This window comes from Streptomyces sp. NPDC014623 (assembly GCF_043088245.1).
Classification (GTDB): domain Bacteria; phylum Actinomycetota; class Actinomycetes; order Streptomycetales; family Streptomycetaceae; genus Streptomyces.
This window is the reverse complement of sequence record NZ_JBIBZU010000013.1, coordinates 157043-175601: the sequence shown is the minus strand read 5'-3', so window position 1 is coordinate 175601 and position 18559 is coordinate 157043. Positions and strand designations below refer to the sequence as shown.

At 69.0% G+C, this 18559-nt stretch carries 16 protein-coding genes and 1 pseudogene; 8 read left to right on the top strand and 9 right to left on the bottom strand.

Going from position 1 to position 18559, the window contains the following annotated elements; translation table 11 throughout:
- Positions 1-273 precede the first annotated feature (273 nt).
- Positions 274-624: a WhiB family transcriptional regulator gene (locus ACF1FZ_RS21830; RefSeq protein ID WP_391775052.1), complete on the top strand. Its 351-nt coding sequence runs from the start codon at positions 274-276 to the stop codon at positions 622-624.
- Between the two features lie 37 nt (positions 625-661).
- Here ACF1FZ_RS21830 and ACF1FZ_RS21825 read toward each other — a convergent pair whose 3' ends face one another.
- Positions 662-2176 (bottom strand): ArsA family ATPase, encoded by a 1515-nt coding sequence (locus ACF1FZ_RS21825; RefSeq protein ID WP_391775051.1) that lies wholly within the window; start codon positions 2174-2176, stop codon positions 662-664.
- Positions 2173-3207 (bottom strand): ArsA family ATPase, encoded by a 1035-nt coding sequence (locus tag ACF1FZ_RS21820; protein WP_391775050.1) that lies wholly within the window; start codon positions 3205-3207, stop codon positions 2173-2175. Before ACF1FZ_RS21820 ends, ACF1FZ_RS21825 begins: the two co-directional genes overlap by 4 nt.
- Positions 3208-3278: 71 nt before the next feature.
- Between ACF1FZ_RS21820 and ACF1FZ_RS21815 the strand changes: the two genes are divergently transcribed.
- From ACF1FZ_RS21815 to ACF1FZ_RS21800, 4 genes are all read left to right on the top strand, one after another.
- Positions 3279-3437 (top strand): DUF4177 domain-containing protein, encoded by a 159-nt coding sequence (locus ACF1FZ_RS21815; protein ID WP_019992579.1) that lies wholly within the window; start codon positions 3279-3281, stop codon positions 3435-3437.
- Entirely contained in the window at positions 3437-3907 is a 471-nt protein-coding gene (locus ACF1FZ_RS21810) for a RidA family protein (RefSeq protein WP_391775049.1), read from the top strand. The genes ACF1FZ_RS21815 and ACF1FZ_RS21810 overlap by 1 nt, the downstream gene beginning before the upstream one ends.
- Before the next feature lie 118 nt (positions 3908-4025).
- The gene (locus ACF1FZ_RS21805) at positions 4026-4952 is read left to right on the top strand and encodes an NUDIX hydrolase (RefSeq protein ID WP_391775048.1); all 927 of its coding nucleotides are present in this window, start codon (positions 4026-4028) and stop codon (positions 4950-4952) included.
- Complete coding sequence (locus tag ACF1FZ_RS21800; protein ID WP_391775047.1) at positions 4949-5779, top strand: MBL fold metallo-hydrolase; 831 nt, start codon at positions 4949-4951, stop codon at positions 5777-5779. Before ACF1FZ_RS21805 ends, ACF1FZ_RS21800 begins: the two co-directional genes overlap by 4 nt.
- Before the next feature lie 84 nt (positions 5780-5863).
- On the opposite strand, the gene ACF1FZ_RS21795 is transcribed toward ACF1FZ_RS21800, so the two are convergent.
- On the bottom strand, positions 5864-6538 hold the full coding sequence (locus ACF1FZ_RS21795; protein ID WP_014046869.1) for a Crp/Fnr family transcriptional regulator: 675 nt from the start codon (positions 6536-6538) through the stop codon (positions 5864-5866).
- Positions 6539-6791: 253 nt separating this feature from the next.
- On the opposite strand from ACF1FZ_RS21795, the gene nth reads away from it, so the two are divergent.
- The 3 genes from nth (at position 6792) to ACF1FZ_RS21780 (ending at position 9736) form a co-directional block, all read left to right on the top strand.
- Positions 6792-7634, top strand: a complete 843-nt coding sequence (gene nth / locus ACF1FZ_RS21790) for an endonuclease III (protein WP_391775046.1) — start codon at positions 6792-6794, stop codon at positions 7632-7634.
- A 73-nt stretch (positions 7635-7707) separates the two neighbouring features.
- Entirely contained in the window at positions 7708-8445 is a 738-nt protein-coding gene (locus ACF1FZ_RS21785; RefSeq protein WP_391775045.1) for an NUDIX hydrolase, read from the top strand.
- Between the two features lie 91 nt (positions 8446-8536).
- On the top strand, positions 8537-9736 hold the full coding sequence (locus ACF1FZ_RS21780) for a MarP family serine protease (protein ID WP_391775044.1): 1200 nt from the start codon (positions 8537-8539) through the stop codon (positions 9734-9736).
- Between the two features lie 227 nt (positions 9737-9963).
- On the opposite strand, the gene ACF1FZ_RS21775 is transcribed toward ACF1FZ_RS21780, so the two are convergent.
- The 6 genes and pseudogenes from ACF1FZ_RS21775 to ACF1FZ_RS21750 form a co-directional block, all read right to left on the bottom strand.
- A complete protein-coding gene (locus tag ACF1FZ_RS21775) occupies positions 9964-10167 on the bottom strand; it encodes a hypothetical protein (protein WP_391775043.1) in 204 nt (67 codons plus the stop codon).
- A 105-nt stretch (positions 10168-10272) separates the two neighbouring features.
- Positions 10273-11247, bottom strand: coding sequence for an alpha/beta fold hydrolase (locus ACF1FZ_RS21770; protein ID WP_391775042.1), 975 nt, complete (start codon positions 11245-11247; stop codon positions 10273-10275).
- Positions 11244-11774, bottom strand: coding sequence for a phage holin family protein (locus ACF1FZ_RS21765; RefSeq protein WP_391775041.1), 531 nt, complete (start codon positions 11772-11774; stop codon positions 11244-11246). Before ACF1FZ_RS21765 ends, ACF1FZ_RS21770 begins: the two co-directional genes overlap by 4 nt.
- Positions 11775-11813: 39 nt before the next feature.
- Complete coding sequence (nhaA, locus tag ACF1FZ_RS21760) at positions 11814-13214, bottom strand: Na+/H+ antiporter NhaA (RefSeq protein ID WP_391775040.1); 1401 nt, start codon at positions 13212-13214, stop codon at positions 11814-11816.
- Positions 13215-13594: 380 nt separating this feature from the next.
- Positions 13595-15648 (bottom strand): annotated as a pseudogene (acs, locus tag ACF1FZ_RS21755) (acetate--CoA ligase).
- Positions 15649-15796: 148 nt separating this feature from the next.
- A complete protein-coding gene (locus ACF1FZ_RS21750) occupies positions 15797-18301 on the bottom strand; it encodes a SulP family inorganic anion transporter (RefSeq protein ID WP_391775039.1) in 2505 nt (834 codons plus the stop codon).
- Positions 18302-18559 lie beyond the last annotated feature (258 nt).

Sequence of the window (18559 nt, the reverse complement as noted above, 5' to 3'; positions counted from 1 at the left end):
ATGCCGAGGCCTTCCCGGATTCACCTCGTATGTCGGCGAATGTCCGTTGCGACGCGGGTTTTCTGTCCTGATACGGCGGGGAAGGTCGCGTATGTCCCTGCGTCACTCCTCTGGGTGACCTGTTGCGTACGCATAGTCCGTTCGGGCCATCCAAGATTGGGCCCGAAGGGGGTGTTGTGCTGTCGCCACCTTCCGTAACGTCCTCAACTGGTAGCGGTGAATATGCCGCTGCCGCCGTGGGGGAGCCTCGATTCGGGAGAGGACGGCGCCGGAATGGGCTGGGTAACTGACTGGAGTGCGCAGGCAGCCTGCCGCACTACCGATCCGGATGAATTGTTCGTACAAGGGGCGGCGCAGAACAGGGCCAAGGCGGTGTGCACCGGATGTCCGGTGCGGACCGAGTGCCTGGCCGACGCGCTGGACAACCGCGTCGAGTTCGGCGTGTGGGGCGGGATGACGGAACGGGAGCGCCGCGCTTTGCTGCGGCGACGTCCCACCGTCACCTCCTGGCGCCGCCTGCTGGAGACCGCGCGCAGTGAGTACGAGCGGTCCACAGGCATGCTGCCCGCAGGGGTGGGCCTGGACGACGACGCGCTGCACGAGGCGTTCGCCGCCGTGGGGTGAGGCACAAGGCCGCCGAGGAGAGGGGACGGTGGCGGTCCTACACAGCTCCGGCCGGTGCGGAAGCGGATCCGGTCGCGAGCAGTTCCCCGATGGCCCTGAGCCCTGAGAGGTCGTGCACGTCACCGGGCAACGCGGCCACCTCGGCCACCGGAACTTCGGGGTGGAGCGTGGTGAAGCGGTCGCGCGTGTGCTGCTCGCGCGCGACGACCTGCATCCGCTCGGCGTGCAGCCGCAACAGGCCTGCGGTCAGCTGCTCGACGGATACGTCGACGGACACGGGGTCCGTGGCGGGTGTGTCCTGCCCACCCGTTCCCGTGTGTTCCGTTTCCGGATGCCTGGATGGCCCGGACGGGTCAGGCGACTTTCGGCCACGGTCGTGCGGCTCGCGGGTGCGTGATGTCCGGTCGTGCTGAGGCGGCTCCTGCTGTGGCGGCTCGTGCGGGGAGAGTTCGTTGCTGCGCTCGGGGGAGAGCGGCGACTCCGGGCCTTCGGGAGAGGTGGCGGTCACCGGGTCCGCCGGGTCACCAAGGCCAGCATTCCCGGCCGTCTGATCCACAATGCCGAAGCCTTCAAGATTTTCTGCTGCCGACAGCGACTGCTCCGCGGAGAGTCGTGAGGCCCCGCTTCCGTGCACACGGTTGAGGACCAGGCCGGCCAGTGGCATCTCCTCCGCGGCCAGCCGTTCCACGAAGTACGCGGCCTCGCGCAGCGCGTCCCGCTCCGGCGTCGCCACCACGAGAAACGCCGTGCCAGGCGCCTGCAGCAGTTTGTACGTCGCATCGGCCCGGGTGCGGAATCCTCCGAACATGGAGTCCATCGCCGCGACGAAGGTCTGTACGTCACGCAGGAACTGTCCGCCGAGCAATTTGCCGAGCGTCCCCGTCATCATCGACATCCCGACGTTGAGGAATTTCATCCCGGCCCGCCCGCCGATCTTCGCGGGAGCGATCAGCAGCCGGATGAACTTCCCGTCCAGGAACGAGCCGAGACGTTTCGGCGCGTCCAGGAAGTCCAGCGCGGAACGGGACGGCGGGGTGTCGACGACGATGAGGTCCCACTCGTCGCGCGCCCTCAGCTGCCCGAGCTTTTCCATCGCCATGTATTCCTGCGTGCCCGCGAACCCGGCCGACAGCGACTGGTAGAAGGGGTTCTCCAGGATCGCGCGGGCCCGTTCGGCGTCGGTGTGCGCCTCGACGGTCTCGTCGAAGGTGCGCTTCATGTCGAGCATCATGGCGTGCAGCTCCCCCTCGCCGTCGATGCCCTCGACCCGGCGCGGGATGTTGTCCAGCTGGTCGATGCCCATGGACTGGGCGAGCCGGCGGGCCGGGTCGATGGTGAGGACGACCACCTTGCGGCCGCGCTCTGCCGCCCGTACACCGAGGGCCGCCGCGGTCGTGGTCTTGCCCACCCCGCCGGAGCCGCAGCACACGACGATACGGATCTCCGGATCGTCCAGCAGCTCGTCGGTCTCCAACCCCGGTGCGATGCCCGCGCCCGGTGCCGGGGCGTCACCCGCGCCCGGCCCCCGTGCGATGTCCGTACCCGGTGTCATGCCCCCACCCCTCGTCCGGAGCCGTTTCGCTTCCCGTTCCCGGGTGTCCGCCCCGCCGCGTCCGCGGCCCCGTCGCCGACACCCTGCTTACGGAACTCCTCCGCCAGCTCGTACAACGCGGCCGGAGTCACTCCCTCGCCCATGAGCGGCAGCTCGGCCATGGGCAGCCCCAGTCCGGCCAGCACCGCGCGCTGCTCACGCTCCAGACCGACCCGCTGGGCATGCTCGGCGGCCTGCTCCACCAGCGGCCGCACCAGGGCGCCGGAACCGGTCACGCCGGCCCGGGTGAGCGTCTTCGCGATCTCCTTGCGGCGGCCTCCCGACGCCGTACGCAGCGCGTCCTCGTCCAGCAGGTGGGGCCGCACCATGTTCACCACGACCCGGCCGACGGGCAGTTCGGCGGCCCGCAGTTCGGCGATGCCGTCCGTGGTCTCCTGGACCGGCATCTCCTCCAGGAGCGTCACCAGATGGACCGCGGTCTCGGGGGACTTCAGGACCCGCATCACGGCCTGCGCCTGATTGTGTATCGGGCCGATCCTCGCCAGCCCCGCCACCTCGTCGTTCACATTGAGGAAGCGGGTGACGCGTCCGGTGGGGGGCGCGTCCATGATCACGTAGTCGTAGACGAACCTGCCCTGCTTGTCCTTGCGGCGTACGGCCTCGCACGCCTTGCCGGTCAGCAGGACGTCCCGGACACCCGGCGCGATGGTGGTGGCGAAGTCGATCGCGCCGAGCTTCTTGAGCGCCCGGCCCGCACCGCCCAGTTTGTAGAACATCTGGAGGTAGTCCAGGAGCGCGCGCTCGGCGTCGATCGCCAGTGCGTGCACCTCCCCGCCGCCGGGCGCCACGGCGATCCTGCGTTCCTCGTAGGGGAGTGCCTCGGACTCGAAGAGCTGGGCGATGCCCTGCCTGCCCTCGACCTCGACGAGGAGAGTGCGCCTGCCCTCGGTCGCGAGGGCGAGCGCGAGTGCGGCGGCGACCGTGGTCTTACCGGTCCCGCCCTTGCCGCTGACGACCTGGAACCTGCTCACGTCTTCGAGCCTAACCAGTCGGCAGGCAGGCTACGCACGAGGCCGCGTGTGCCAGGCATTACAGTCGCCTCATGACCAAGTGGGAATACGCGACCGTGCCCCTTCTCGTGCACGCGACCAAGCAGATTCTGGACACCTGGGGCGAGGACGGCTGGGAGCTGGTCCAGGTCGTTCCCGGCCCGAACAACCCCGAGCAGCTCGTGGCCTACCTGAAGCGGGAGAAGCCGTAGTGGCGGGCGCCGTCGAGGCGAAGCTCGCAGAGCTCGGCCTGACGCTCCCCGACGTCGTGCCGCCGCTGGCGTCCTACCAGCCGGCCGTGCGGTCCGGGGTGTACGTCCACACCTCCGGACAGCTCCCGATGGTGGACGGCAAACTCGCGGTGACCGGCAAGGTCGGCGCCGAGGTGACGCCGGACGAGGCCAAGGAACTGGCGAAGACCTGCGCGCTGAACGCCCTCGCGGCGGTGAAGTCGGTCGCCGGTGACCTGGACCGGATCGCACGGGTGGTGAAGGTCGTGGGCTTCGTAGCCTCGGCCTCCGACTTCACCGGGCAGCCGGGAGTGGTCAACGGTGCGAGCGAGCTGCTGGGCGCGGTCCTGGGTGACAAGGGCGTGCACGCGCGCAGCGCCGTGGGCGTCGCGGTGCTGCCGCTCGACGCACCGGTGGAGGTCGAGATCCAGGTCGAACTCGTCGACGCCTGATCCCGCACTTCCATGATCCCGTCCGGTCGACCCGACCGGACGGGATCATCCGTGTAGAGGGCAGGCATTGATGTCCGGGGCTCTCGAACATCGCCCCGGTTCCGGATAGCCTCCGGCCATGTCCAACGGTCAGTGGTACCCACCGGAATGGCCCGCCCGGATCCGGGCCCTCGCCAGCGGCGAGCTGACAGCCGTGACCCCCAGGCGTGCGGCCACGGTGATGCTGCTCCGGGACGCCACGGCGGAACCGGGTTCCGTCGGCCCCGCCGTCCACATGCTGCGCCGGCGCACCTCCATGGCCTTTGCCGGCGGGGCGTACGCCTATCCGGGTGGCGGGGTCGACCCACGCGACGACGATCACCTCGTGGGCTGGGCCGGGCCCTCCCTGGACACCTGGGCCGGCCGTCTGGGCGTCGGCACGGCCGCCGAGGCACAGGCCCTCGTGTGCGCCGCGGTCCGTGAGACGTTCGAGGAGGCGGGTGTCCTGCTGGCCGGGCCGACCGCCGACACCGTCGTGAGCGACACCACGGGCGCCGGCTGGGAGGCCGACCGGGAGGCCCTCGTCGCCCGCGAGCTGTCGTTCGCCGGTTTCCTGGGCCGCCGGGGTCTGGTGCTGCGTTCCGACCTGCTGGGCGCGTGGGCGCGCTGGATCACTCCGGCCTTCGAACCGCGGCGCTACGACACCTGGTTCTTCGTGGCGGCGCTCCCCGAGGGCCAGCGCACCCGGAACGCCTCCACGGAAGCCGACCGGACGGTGTGGATCCGGCCCGGCGACGCGATCGACGGCTACGACAGGGGCGATCTGCTGATGATGCCGCCCACTGTGGCCACCCTGCGGGCACTGAAGCCGTACAGGACGGCTGCGGAGGTGCTGAAGGCGGCGGATCACCAGGACCTCGGCCCCGTGCTGGCAAAAGCCCGCATGGAGGGCGAGGAACTGGTGTTGAGCTGGCCGGGACACGATGAGTTCACCACACACGTCCCCGCGTCCGAGCGGTCCGCAGCTGTTCCCGCGGGCGAGGGTGCGGACGGGGCGTCCTCATGAGCGACGCGGCCGCTCTGCCCGGGCAGCCCCGCGGCGGGGTCCTCTCCGGGCCCGCCACCACCCGTACGGTCAACGTCCTGGCCCCCAACGCCTCGGCGATGACCCTGGACGGCACGAACACCTGGATCGTCGCGGAACCGGACTCCGACCTCGCGGTCGTGATCGACCCCGGGCCGCTCGACGACGCGCATCTGCGGGCCGTCGTCGAGACCGCGGAGAGGGCGGGCAGACGCGTCGGCCTCACCCTGCTCACGCACGGGCACCCCGATCACGCGGAGGGAGCCACCCGGTTCGCCGAGCTCACGTGCACGAAGGTGCGCGCCCTGGACGCGGCGCTGCGCCTGGGCGACGAAGGACTCGCGGCAGGGGACGTGATCACCACAGGAGGTCTTGAACTCCGGGTCGTCCCCACCCCGGGACACACGGCGGACTCCCTGTCCTTCCATCTGCCCGCAGACGGGGCCGTGCTGACGGGTGACACCGTCCTGGGACGCGGCACCACCGTCGTCGCCCATCCGGACGGCCGGCTCGGTGACTATCTGGACACCTTGCGCCGTCTGCGTTCGCTGACGGTCGACGACGGAGTGCACACGGTTCTCCCGGGGCACGGGCCGGTGCTGGAGGACGCGCAGGGCGCCGTCGAGTTCTACCTGGCCCACCGCGCGCACCGCCTGGCCCAGGTCGAGACCGCCGTGGAGGCCGGACACCGGACGCCTGCCGAGGTCGTGGCGGCCGTGTACGCGGACGTGGACCGTTCCCTGTGGCCGGCGGCGGAGCTGTCGGTGCGGGCCCAGATGGAGTACCTGACCGAGCACGGCCTGATCTGAGGGGCGGCCGCGACGCCGCCCCGCGTACGCGGAAGGGCCCCACCGCCGGGTGGGGCCCTTCCGGTGAGCGTGCGAGGAACGGCGTCAGCGGGAACGCTTCGCCAGTCGCTCCACGTCCAGGAGGATCACGGCGCGTGCCTCCAGGCGCAGCCAGCCTCGGCCCGCGAAGTCCGCGAGTGCCTTGTTGACCGTCTCGCGGGAGGCGCCGACCAGCTGGGCCAGCTCTTCCTGCGTGAGGTCGTGCACGACGTGGATGCCCTCCTCCGACTGCACGCCGAAGCGGCGCGACAGGTCGAGGAGGGCACGGGCGACGCGTCCAGGCACATCGGAGAAGACGAGGTCCGACATCTGGTCGTTGGTCTTGCGCAGGCGGCGGGCGACGGCGCGCAGCAGCGCGGTGGCCACCTCGGGACGGGCGTTCAGCCAGGGCTGAAGGTCTCCGTGACCGAGACCGAGGAGCTTGACCTCGGTGAGCGCGGTCGCGGTCGCGGTGCGCGGGCCCGGGTCGAAGAGCGAAAGCTCGCCGATCAGCTCGCCGGGGCCGAGGACGGCCAGCATGTTCTCCCGCCCGTCGGGAGAGGTGCGGTGGAGCTTCACCTTGCCCTCGGTGACCACATAGAGGCGGTCGCCCGGGTCGCCCTCGTGGAACAGCGCGTCACCGCGTGCGAGGGTCACTTCACTCATCGAGGCGCGGAGCTCCGCGGCCTGCTCGTCATCGAGCGCCGCGAAAAGCGGGGCGCGCCGCAGAACGTCGTCCACGAGTTCTCTCCTTGTCGGCCTGTTCAGGGAAGCGTGGTTTCCATGATGCCGGACGGTAAAACAGTGCGATCGATCACAAACCAGTTTGACGCACGGGCGTGCCGGACCCTACGGCAGGGGGCCGATCGGGCGTGGAGGTGCGGTGACCGGGGCAGATGTCAGCCCCCGGCTCTAGGCTGGACGGGTGTCCGGAACGTCGGTGGGAGTGCAGGCCAAGGGGGCTGATGGGGTGTCGGGAGACAGGAATTCCGCTGTGGGCGAACAAGGTGGGCGAAGTAAGAAGAATGCCGCAAAAGACTCGACGGGTGCGGCGTCGGGCAAGCCCATGAAATCCGAGACGCGTCTCGCGATGGTCCGCCGTGCCCGCCGGATCAACCGTGAGCTCGCCGAGGTCTATCCGTACGCCCATCCCGAGCTGGATTTCCGTAATTCCTTCGAACTCCTGGTGGCCACGGTCCTCTCCGCCCAGACCACCGATCTGAGGGTCAACCAGACCACCCCTGCGCTCTTCGCGGCCTATCCGACGCCGGAGGACATGGCCGCCGCCGTCCCCGAGAAGCTTGAGGAGATCATCCGTCCCACCGGCTTCTTCCGGGCCAAGGCGCGGTCCCTCATGGGACTGTCGGCCGCCTTGAGGGACGACTTCGGCGGGGAGGTCCCCGGCCGTCTGGAAGATCTCGTCAAGCTGCCCGGAGTCGGGCGCAAGACGGCCAACGTCGTCCTCGGCAACGCGTTCGGAGTGCCGGGCATCACGGTGGACACCCACTTCGGCCGCCTGGTCCGCCGATGGAAATTGACCGGGCAGGAGGACCCGGAGAAAGTCGAGGCGGAGATCGCCGAGATCTTCCCGAAGAGTGAGTGGACGATGCTCTCGCACCGTGTGGTCTTCCACGGCCGCCGCATCTGCCACTCCCGCAAGCCCGCGTGCGGTGCCTGTCCGATCGCTTCCCTCTGTCCCGCCTACGGGGAGGGCGAGACGGATCCAGAGAAGGCGAAGAAGCTCCTGAAGTACGAGATGGGCGGCTATCCGGGCCAGCGCCTCAGCCCGCCCCCGGACTACCCGGGCAGCCCCGCACCGCCACTGGGAGGCGGGTGAGCAGCCGTCCCGCCGGGTGGGTCCGGACGGAACGAAATGGCCGACGACAGGCGTTGGAAAGACGGGGGTGCCCATGACACACGCACAAAGCACACGGGCCGCGGCCGACGCGGCCGCCACGGAGAGGGACGCGTCCCGTGGCAGCGCGCTCACCGTCTCCTCGGACGGCCTGCCCGGCTGGCTCGAACCCGTGGCCAGGGCGGCGCGGACGGTTCAGGCCCGACAGCTCAGCCGTTTCCTGCCACCGGAGAGCGGCGCCGGGCGCCAGTCCGCGGTCCTGATCCTCTTCGGCGAGGGCGAGCGCGGACCGGAGCTGCTTCTGATGGAGCGTTCCGGCTCGCTGCGCTCCCACGCCGGCCAGCCGTCCTTCCCCGGAGGCTCCCTCGATCCCGAGGACGGTGACCACGCGACCACAGGGCCACTCAGGGCCGCGCTGCGGGAGGCCGAGGAGGAGACCGGGCTCGATCCGAGCGGTGTCCAGCTCTTCGGTGTGCTGCCCCGGCTCTACATCCCGGTGAGCGGCTTCGTCGTCACTCCCGTCCTCGGCTGGTGGCGGACGCCCAGCCCGGTGGGGGTCGTCGATCCGGCCGAGACCGCGCGGGTCTTCACCGCTCCGGTGGCGGATCTCACGGATCCGGCCAACCGCGTGACAGTCGTCCACCCGAGCGGTCACCGAGGTCCCGCATTCCTGGTGGAATCCGCACTGGTCTGGGGCTTCACGGCCGGTGTGATCGACAGGATTGTGCACCACGCGGGGTGGGAACGCCCCTGGGACAGGACCAGGCAGGTGCCGCTCGACCGGCGCGCATGACAGGCTGACTCCCGTGCTGCGCTGTTCCGGGCCTGGCCCGGACCCCGTCGAACCGGACGGGCCAGGTGACGAATCTGCGAGGCTATAGACGGTGAACGTGCTGGACATCCTGCTGCTCGTCGGCGCCGTGTGGTTCGCGGTCATCGGCTACCGCCAGGGTTTCGTCGTCGGCATCCTGTCCGTGATCGGCTTTTTGGGCGGCGGTCTCGTAGCCGTCTACCTGCTGCCGGTCATCTGGGACCGGGTGACCGACGGATCGGAGGTCTCCTCCACCGCCGCCGTGGTCGCGGTCGTGATCGTGATCGTGTGCGCCTCCGTGGGCCAGGCGTTCACCACCCACCTCGGCAACGGACTCCGCCGCTACATCACGTGGTCGCCGGCGCGTGCCCTGGACGCCACGGGCGGCTCCCTCGTCAACGTGGTGGCCATGCTCCTGGTGGCCTGGCTGATCGGCTCCGCACTTGCCGGTACGTCACTGCCGACGCTGGGCAAGGAGGTCCGTAATTCCTCGGTCCTGCTCGGGGTGTCCCGGGTGATGCCCGATCAGGCCGCCAACTGGTTCACGGACTTCTCCTCCGTCCTCGCGCAGAACGGCTTCCCGCAGGTCTTCAGCCCCTTCGCCAACGAACCCATCACCGAGGTCGCCCCTCCGGACCCGGCGCTGGTCGGAAGCCCCGTCGCCGCCCGTGCCAAGAAATCCATCGTCAAGGTCGTCGGCATGGCACCGGGCTGCGGGAAGGTCCTCGAAGGGACCGGTTTCGTCTTCTCCGACCGCCGCGTGATGACCAACGCCCACGTCGTCGGCGGAGTCGACGAGCCGACCGTCCAGATCGGCGGCGAGGGCAGGCTGTACGACGCCAAGGTCGTGCTCTACGACTGGCAGCGGGACATCGCCGTACTGGACGTCCCGGACTTGGACGCCGAGCCGCTGCGATTCACCGGCACCGACGCGGGAAGCGGTGACAGCGCCATCGTCGCGGGCTTCCCGGAGAACGGCGCCTACGACGTACGATCCGCCCGTATCCGGGGCCGTATCGACGCCAACGGCCCGGACATCTACCACCGGGACACCGTGCGGCGCGACGTGTACTCGCTCTTCGCGACCGTCCGCCAGGGCAACTCCGGCGGGCCGCTGCTCACTCCGGACGGCAAGGTCTACGGGGTGGTGTTCGCCAAGTCGCTCGACGATCCGGACACGGGTTACGCGCTGACGGCAGACGAGATCCGCGAGGACATCGAGCTCGGCAGGTCCGCGGTCCAAGAGGTCGACAGCCAGGGATGCGCGCTCTGAGGCCCTGTCCCGAGACCCTGCGTCCGGCTCGGGCTCCGGGCCGGTGGCGTCGGCCCGGGCTCGGTGGCTCCGAGCGCTGAGGAACCGAGGCAACGGTACGGCTCGGGCGAGGAGACCTTGAGGAGTCCCGTACCAGCGGCTACAGCGGTACGGATGCCACGTACGGGTCCCTGGGCCTCAACTGACCCGAGGGCCTGTGCGTGGCCTGCCGTTTGAAGCCTCCCGCGTCATCCGCGGGGATGGCGCAGGCGCGCCGAGACCCAACGGGCCCGGCGGTGGAGAATGCGCGGAATACCCAGCCGGAGATCATGAAAATCACTCACCTCGTGCACCCGGCTCCGGGAGCCGCCCCCCTCATGAATGCTCGGACCAGCAGGAGCGGTCGAGCGGCGGTTGCGTGCTGCGTCATTGAAGTCGCGCGTCCAGCCCATACCTCGACGTGTGCCCGTGACCCGAGGCCGGTAATCGTGTGCGAGTCAGCCAATTGGCCTATGCGGCAGGCAATTGGCTGTTCGTCGGACACCTGTACCCGTCGGCTACCGGTCGGGCTCAGGGTCCTTGAGCCAGTTGATGAGTTCGGTCGAGAAGCCGACGGGATCCTCCTCGTGAGGGAAGTGGCCCAGACCGTCGAAAAGTCGCCACCGGTACGGTGCCTCGACGTACTGACCGGACCCCGCGGAACTACGGGTCCGGATCGCCGGGTCGAGTGAGCCGTGAAGATGCAGCGTCGGTACACGGACCGGGCGCTTCATCCGCCGGTTGAACTGGACGCCGTCGGGACGCGCCAGGGAACGCACCATCCAGCGGTACGGCTCGATCGAGCAGTGCGCCGTCGACGGGATGCACATCGCGCGCCGGTAGACGTCCACCGTCTCCTCGTCGGGGAAGTCAGGGGTGCCCGGACCCGACCAGTCACGGATCAGCCGTGCCACCAGGGCCGCGTCGTCCGCCACGAGCTGACGCTCCGGAACCCATGGCCGCTGGAAACCCCAGATGTGGGAGCCGGCCCGGGACTGCGCGAGGTCGGAGAGCATCGAGGAGCGCCAGCGGCGCGGATGCGGCATCGAGGAGACCACGAGCCGGCGGACCAGCTTCGGCCGCATCACGGCCGCCGTCCAGGCGAGGTAGCCGCCCATGTCATGCCCCACGAGGGCCGCGTCCGGCTCGCCGAGCGAGCGGATCACGCCGGTCACGTCGAGCGCCAGGTTCGCGGGGTCATAACCCCGGGGTGTGCGGTCACTGCCGCCGACCCCGCGCAGATCCATCGCGACCGCGCGATATCCGGCGTCGGCCAGGGCGGTCAGCTGATGACGCCAGGTCCACCAGAACTGCGGGAAACCGTGCAGCAACAGCACCAGCGGCCCGTCGCCGAGCTCGGCGATATGGAAGCGTGCGCCGTTGGCCGCCACGTCACGGTGGGTCCACGGCCCGTCGAGGCGGACAGGGCTGCCGGAACCGGCAGCCGGTCCCGGCGGCTCCGCCGGACGGGATGTGAAATCGGGGTCGGTCATGTGGACGAGCGTGTCACAGAGAGCGCCTTGTCCTGGACCGGCCGGTTCTCGATGGCCTTGTCCGCGAGCGTGCTGCCCTGTGCCTGCTCGATCGAGCGCGTGCCGACGGTGGGGCGAGGGTGCGGCTTGACTCCCTGCAGGACCGCGGCGGTCTGCTTGGCCGAGGCGATGGACTTCTCCGGCGGCTTGACCTTCTTGAACTTGGCGAGCCCGAAGAGAGCGATCAGGATTCCCAGCAGGATGAAGGCACCGCCGACGATCAGGAACGACCAGGCCAGACCGAGCCCCAGGTTGTGGATCCCGTAGGCCGCGGCGAAGCTCAGCACGGGAATCGCGAACAGGATCAGTACACCCGTGACGATGAACGCCACGCTGCCGATCACGCCACGCTTGACGTCCTGCCGTACCTCGGCCTTGGCCAGGGCGATCTCGTCGTGCACCAGCGCGGACATCTCAGCGGTCGCCGAAGCGACCAGCTGTCCGAGACTGCGGTCGGTGCTGCCCGCGTAATTGCCGGGGTCGCTCATCCCTGACTCCCTCTCCTCTTCCGTACATCCGATGTCAGATCATGCCGGACTGTCCGGCTTGCTGCTCGCTGCCCCCGCCCGTTCGGCAAGGCGTCGGTGCTCGGCAGCCTTCCTCTCGTGGAGCGCGACCATGCGCAGGTGGTACTCGGGGTCATCCTGCTCGTACACGTCGGGCACCCCTGATCGGTCCGCGTCGAGTTCCTCGGCCTCGTACAGCGTCCTGTATCTGCGTACCCGAAGTTTGAGCAGTACACCGGAGAGTACGGCGGCAATGAGAGAGCCGAGGAGGACCGCCGCCTTCACGTCATTGATCATGGCCTCGTCGCCCGTGAACGCGAGTTCCCCGATGAGCAGCGAAACGGTGAAGCCGATGCCGGCCAGCGTGGCCACGGCGAAGACATCTGCCCAGGCCAGGTCCTTGTTCAGTTCGGCCTTGGTGAAGCGGGTGACGAGCCAGGTGCCGCCGAAGATACCGACGGTCTTGCCGACGACCAGGCCGAGGACCACCCCGAGCGTTTCAGGCCTGGTGAAGACGCCGGCCAGGGCATCGCCCTTCAGGGTGACACCGGCCGAGAAGAGGGCGAACAGCGGAACCGCGACGCCGGCCGACAGGGGCCGCACCAAGTGCTCGATGTGTTCGCCCGGGGAACGTGTCTCTCCTTCGCGCCTGGTGCAACGCAGCATGAGACCCATGGCGACACCGGCGATCGTCGCGTGGACGCCGCTGTTGTACATCAGTCCCCAGATGACCAGGGCGAGCGGCAGATAGATGTACCACCCCCGCACTCCGGTGCGCAGCAGCACATAGAACACGGCCAGACCGGCGAAAGCACTGCCGAGCGCCAGGAAGTCGATGTTCTCGGTGAAGAAGACGGCGATGATGAGGATGGCGAAGAGGTCGTCGACGACCGCGAGCGTCAGCAGGAAGGCGCGTAGAGCCGCCGGCAGCGAGGTGCCGATGACTGCGAGGACGGCGAGCGCGAACGCGATGTCGGTGGCGGTGGGGACGGCCCAGCCGGTGAGGGACCCTCCACCCAGCACAGCGGTCAGCGTGTAGACGATTGCGGGCACGGCCATGCCGCAGAGCGCTGCGGCGACGGGCAGAGCTGCGGCCCGGGGGTCACGGAGCTCGCCCGCGACCAGCTCACGCTTGAGTTCGACTCCCGCGACGAAGAAGAAGACGGCGAGCAGTCCGTCTGCCGCCCAGTGGGACACCGAGAGATCCAGTCCCAGAACTTCGGGGCCGAAGTGGAAACCGCTGACGGACGCGTAGGAGGCGCCGAAGGTGTTCGCCCAGATCAGCGCGGCAACGGCCGCGACCAGCAGGATGACCCCGCCGACGGTCTCGGTACGCAGGGCCTCGGCGACGTAGTTGCGCTCAGGGAGGGAAAGCCGTCCGAACAGAGTGCGACGGCCGGAAGGGGGGGCAGGCGGGGTCATGAGGGAGACCTCCGGGTCGGGTTACGGCAGTGGTGGCATGGCGGATACACATGCCGACCAGACTTCCCGGCGCCCCTGTGGAGTTCTTCTGTGCGGTTGTTTGTCATCGGGTACTCGTGCTCACGCCCTTCGGCATGCACGCGATCGTCCCGACGTGCTTCCCCGACGAAATCACCACTCTACCTGGGGCAACGAAAAGGTGTCCGGACGCGGGGTGCGCCACCCGGCGGTGTGAGGTGGGTACCGTCCGTCATCCGCGCTGTCCGTCGGTTGCCTGAGGGGCACCCGGATTGTTACCGGGTGCCCCCGAAGCGGACGGCGTCAGGAATGGCCTCTGCCGGGCCACCCGCAGCCCGTCTCAGCCCTCCACGGTTCTCCTCTCAGCCCTCGGAGGGAGCGGAGGGCAGCTGGGTCTGGATGAGAGCCATCACGGAGGAGTCCGTGAGTGTGGTGACATCGCCCAGCTCGCGGTTCTCGGCGACGTCGCGCAGCAGGCGGCGCATGATCTTGCCGGAGCGGGTCTTGGGGAGTTCGGCGACCGGCAGGACCCGCTTGGGCTTGGCGATCGGTCCGAGCGTGGTGCCGACGTGACTACGCAGCTCGGTGACCAGTTCCTCGGAGGCGGTGGCCGTGCCCCGCAGGATCACGAAGGCGACGATGGCCTGACCGGTCGTCTCGTCGTTGGCGCCGACCACGGCTGCTTCGGCGACCGAGGGGTGCGAGACGAGAGCCGACTCGACCTCGGTGGTCGAGATGTTGTGCCCGGACACGAGCATGACGTCGTCGACCCGGCCGAGCAGCCAGACGTCGCCGTCCTCGTCCTTCTTGGCACCGTCACCGGCGAAGTACTTGTTCTCGAAGCGTGACCAGTAGGTGTCGAGGAAGCGCTGGTCGTCGCCCCAGATGGTGCGGAGCATCGACGGCCACGGCTCGGTCAGGACGAGGTAGCCGCCCCCGCCGTTCGGCACTTCCCGGGCCTCGTCGTCGACGACCGTGGCGGAGATGCCAGGCAGGGCCCGCTGGGCCGAACCGGGCTTGGTCGCGGTGACTCCGGGAAGCGGCGAGATCATCATGGCGCCGGTCTCGGTCTGCCACCAGGTGTCCACGATCGGACACGTGTCGGCGCCGATGTGCTTGCGGTACCAGATCCATGCCTCGGGGTTGATCGGCTCACCGACCGAACCGAGCACGCGCAGCGACGACAGATCGAACTTGGCGGGGATGTCGTCCCCCCACTTCATGAACGTACGGATCGCTGTCGGCGCGGTGTAGAGGATCGTGACGCCGTACTTCTGGACGATCTCCCAGAAGCGTCCCTGGTGGGGGGTGTCGGGCGTGCCCTCGTACATGACCTGGGTCGCGCCGTTGGCCAACGGGCCGTAGACGATGTACGAGTGCCCGGTCACCCAGCCGATGTCGGCGGTGCACCAGTACACGTCCGACTCGGGCTTGAGGTCGAAGACCGCGTGATGGGTGTACGCCGTCTGGGTCAGGTAACCCCCGGAGGTGTGCAGGATGCCCTTCGGCTTGCCCGTGGTCCCCGAGGTGTAGAGGATGAAGAGCGGCTGCTCGGCGTCGAAGGCCTCGGGCGTGTGCTCGGCGGACTGCCTGCTGGTGATCTCGTGCCACCAGACGTCCCGGCCCTCGGTCCACGCGGTGTCCTGCCCGGTGCGCCGGACCACCAGGACGTGCTCGACGTTGTCGATGCGGGAGACGGCGTCATCCACCGCGGGCTTGAGCGCCGAGGGCTTGCCCCGGCGGTAGCCGCCGTCGGCGGTGATCACGACCTTGGCGTCGGCGTCCTGGATACGGGCGGCGATGGCATCCGCGGAGAACCCGCCGAAGACCACCGAATGCGCTGCGCCGATGCGGGCGCAGGCCAGCATCGCGACGGCGGCCTCCGGGATCATCGGCAGGTAGACGGCGACCCGGTCCCCCTTGCCGACACCGAGTTCGGTGAGGGCGTTGGCCGCGCGGGAGACCTCGTCCTTCAGCTCCGCGTAGGTGATCGCGCGGCTGTCGCCGGGTTCACCCTCGAAATGGATCGCGACCCGGTCACCGTTGCCCGCCTCGACGTGGCGGTCCACGCAGTTGTACGCGACGTTGAGCTTGCCGTCCGCGAACCACTTCGCGAAGGGCGGGTTGCTCCAGTCGAGTGTCTCGGCCGGCTCCGTGGCCCAGGTCAGGCGGCGGGCCTGCTCGGCCCAGAAGCCCAGCCTGTCCGCCTCGGCCTGCGCGTACGCCTCCGCCGTCACGTTGGCGTTCGCAGCCAGATCGGCAGGCGGTGCGAACCGCCGCTCCTCCTTGAGCAGATTGGAGAGGGAGGAAGGTTCGCTCATGCTGCGGTCTCCTCCTCGGGCAGATTGGCCAGACTTTCGTTGCTCACGACATCTCCCATTCCCAGGGTGTCCGTTGTGTCCCGGAGACAGCTCATCAGGCCGCAGGCCAGGTGACAAGTGTTTGCCGGGAATTGGTTTAGACCTGTGCCCCGTGTAGGGAGTCACATGTCCCGCTTCCGCAAGCAGCGTTGTGCGATGCGAAAGCGGGGCCACAAGATGTCACGGACCGAGTGCGCGAGCGGTTCAGGCGTCGACCGTGGCGCCGGGAGTCATGTGCAGTGCTTCGGTGCCGGGCTCCGCGCCCCATACCGCACCGGGGGCAACCCGCACGAAGACCTCGTCGGGTCCGGTTCCGGAACTGGCGTCCTCGGTCAGCAGGTAGGCCTGAGCCTCACCGACATGGAAGTACATGCCGTGCAGTTGCAGGGTGCCTGCTGCCAGTCGGCGGGCCACCGAATCGTGAGCCCGTAGATGCTCCAACTGCTGCACCACATTGGTAAGGCAGAGCTGCTCCACCGCATCGGTGGGCAGCCGGCCGGCGATACGCGCCCAGGAGTGGTGGCGGGAACGCATACGCTCCAAGCTCGGCAGCCCGTGCCGCAACCAGCGCCACAGGGGCGTCCGGGGTGTCTCGGGCGTGGCGCCCAGCAGGGCCTGCATCGCTCCACATCCGGAGTGGCCGCAGATGGTGATGGATTCGACTTCCAGCACGTCCACCGCGTACTCGATGGCGGCAGCCACAGAATCGTCGTTGCTCGTCGTACCTCCGGCCCCCGGCGGCGGCACCAGATTGCCGACGTTCCGCACGGTGAAGAGGTCGCCCGGGCCGCTTGCGGTGATCATGCTGGTGACCAGGCGGGAGTCGGCACAGGTGAGGAACAGCTGCGAAGGCCGCTGGCCCTCGGCAGCCAGCCGTGCCAACTCCTCACGGACCAGTGGGGCAGTGGTGCGTTGGAACGAACTGAGGCCGTTGAGCAGTCGGTGGCCGCCGTGCCGGTGACCCGAGGTGCTTCCTGGGGCAGCGGCAGCCTTCGAGGCGAGGTGCGAGGCGGGGAGGGGGGTGGGTTGTGAGGTGTCGTCCGGGCGATCGTGGCAGTGATGGTTGCGCCACGGCGTCCAAGGGCGGCAACAGGAATGGGCGGCCGATGCGGGCTCGGCGATCCGGCCCCCGGAACGCCCGGTGAACTCGATCCGTCCCCCCAGCGCAGTCTGCGCCGTGTACCAGTCCTGGATGGTCTCGTACGCCGCGTGATCCATGAATGAACCGTCCAGCTCCACGACGGCGTCCACCCCTTGCGGGAGCTTTTCGAGCAAACGGCTGAGACGGGGCACGGCCAGGAAGGTCAGCTGGCCGCGTGCAGTCACCGCATAACGGCCGTCCTGCTCCGTCACGGTGATCCGCGTGTGTGCCAGCCGGTGAAGTGCGACGGCCACCGCCACGACGATGCCGATCCCCACCCCCTCGAGTACCCCCGCGAGGAGCACGCCGCTGATCGTCGCGCCGTACACCAGGAACTCCCGGTGTCTGTGGACCTTGCGGATGTGGGCGAAATTGACCATCTGGATGCCGACCACCATCACCAGGGCGGCGAGCGCCGCCAGGGGGATCTGCTCGAGAGCTGTGACCAGCAGCAGGGCTGCCAGCAGGACCCAGACCCCGTGCAGCACGGTGGACGCGCGGCTCTCCGCGCCGGCCCGTACATTCGCGGAGCTGCGCACGGCCCCGCCCGACACGGGAAGTCCTCCGGCCAGCCCTGCCACCGCATTGGCTGCGCCCTGGGCGCGCAACTCCCGGTCCAGATCCGATCGTTTGACAGGCGCGGGCGGTGCCGACCCGTCCTTGGGCGTGGCTGTTGACCGGTCCGCGGCCAGTTTGTCCACGGAAACCGCGGCAAGCAGGGATTCGAGGCTGGCCACGAGCATGACTGTGAACACCGCCGTCGCCAGTGCGGCTACCGGGCCCTGCGGCAGCTCAGGTAGTGCATGCGAGTGCCATGACGGAAGGTCCACCCGCGCGATCCCTGGAGTTGCCACGGTGGCCACGGCCGTCGCGATCACCACTGCGGAGAGTGCGGCGGGAATTCTGCCCAGCGTCACACCGATCCGTCCGGGCATGCGTGGCCACACGACGAGAAGCATGATCGTCAGGGCCCCGACGAAAGGTGCGGCCGGATCGGCCTGCGCCATGTGGGAGGGAAGTGACAGGGCGTTGTCGAGGGCTGTGCTCTGCGGTGCCCCACCGAGCACGATGTGCAGCTGGGCGAGAGCGATGGCCACACCGATACCCGCGAGTGTGCCGTGCACGATGGCCGGGCTGACGGCAAGGGCGCTGCGGGCTGCTCTCAGGGAACCCAGCAAAATCTGCAGGAGCCCCGCACCGACGGTGATCGCACACGTGGTACGCCAGCCGTAGATCTGGATCAATTCGGCGGTGACTACGGTCAGTCCGGCGGATGGGCCGCTGACCTGGAGGGGTGTGCCCCCCAGTAGCCCGGCGACGATGCCTCCGATCGCCGCCGAGACCAGGCCGGCGGCCAGGGGGGCGTCCATGGCGACGGCGAGACCGAGCGACATGGGAACGGCGATCAGGAAGACAGTGATCGATGCGGACAGGTCCTTGCCCGAGACGCGGAAGCGTCCGCCGTGGGGCGGGGGTGGCGGGCTGTGTGGGCGCTTGAATTCCAAGGCGCGGGAAGGGCTCGGACTGCGGGATGAATGGTCGTTGCGGGCAGGGACGCAGGCAGACATGTTCCCGTCTCCTCCGGGGCAGCGCGGTCGCGGTGTTCGACTGACGGCGGCCGTGGGTCACGGCGTGCAGCGGTGGGGTGTAACGGCGGGATTTCTCAACTCTCCGTAAACGAATCGTAATGGAGAGTAAAGAACGGTGTCCATGTTTTCGAGTGAATGGACCAGACAGTCACTCTTTCAAGTGAATAAGCAGCTTTTCAACCGGCTTGTCGTACTGGTTCTTGCAGAGCTGCGTGTGAGGTTGACCGCGCCGTGTCA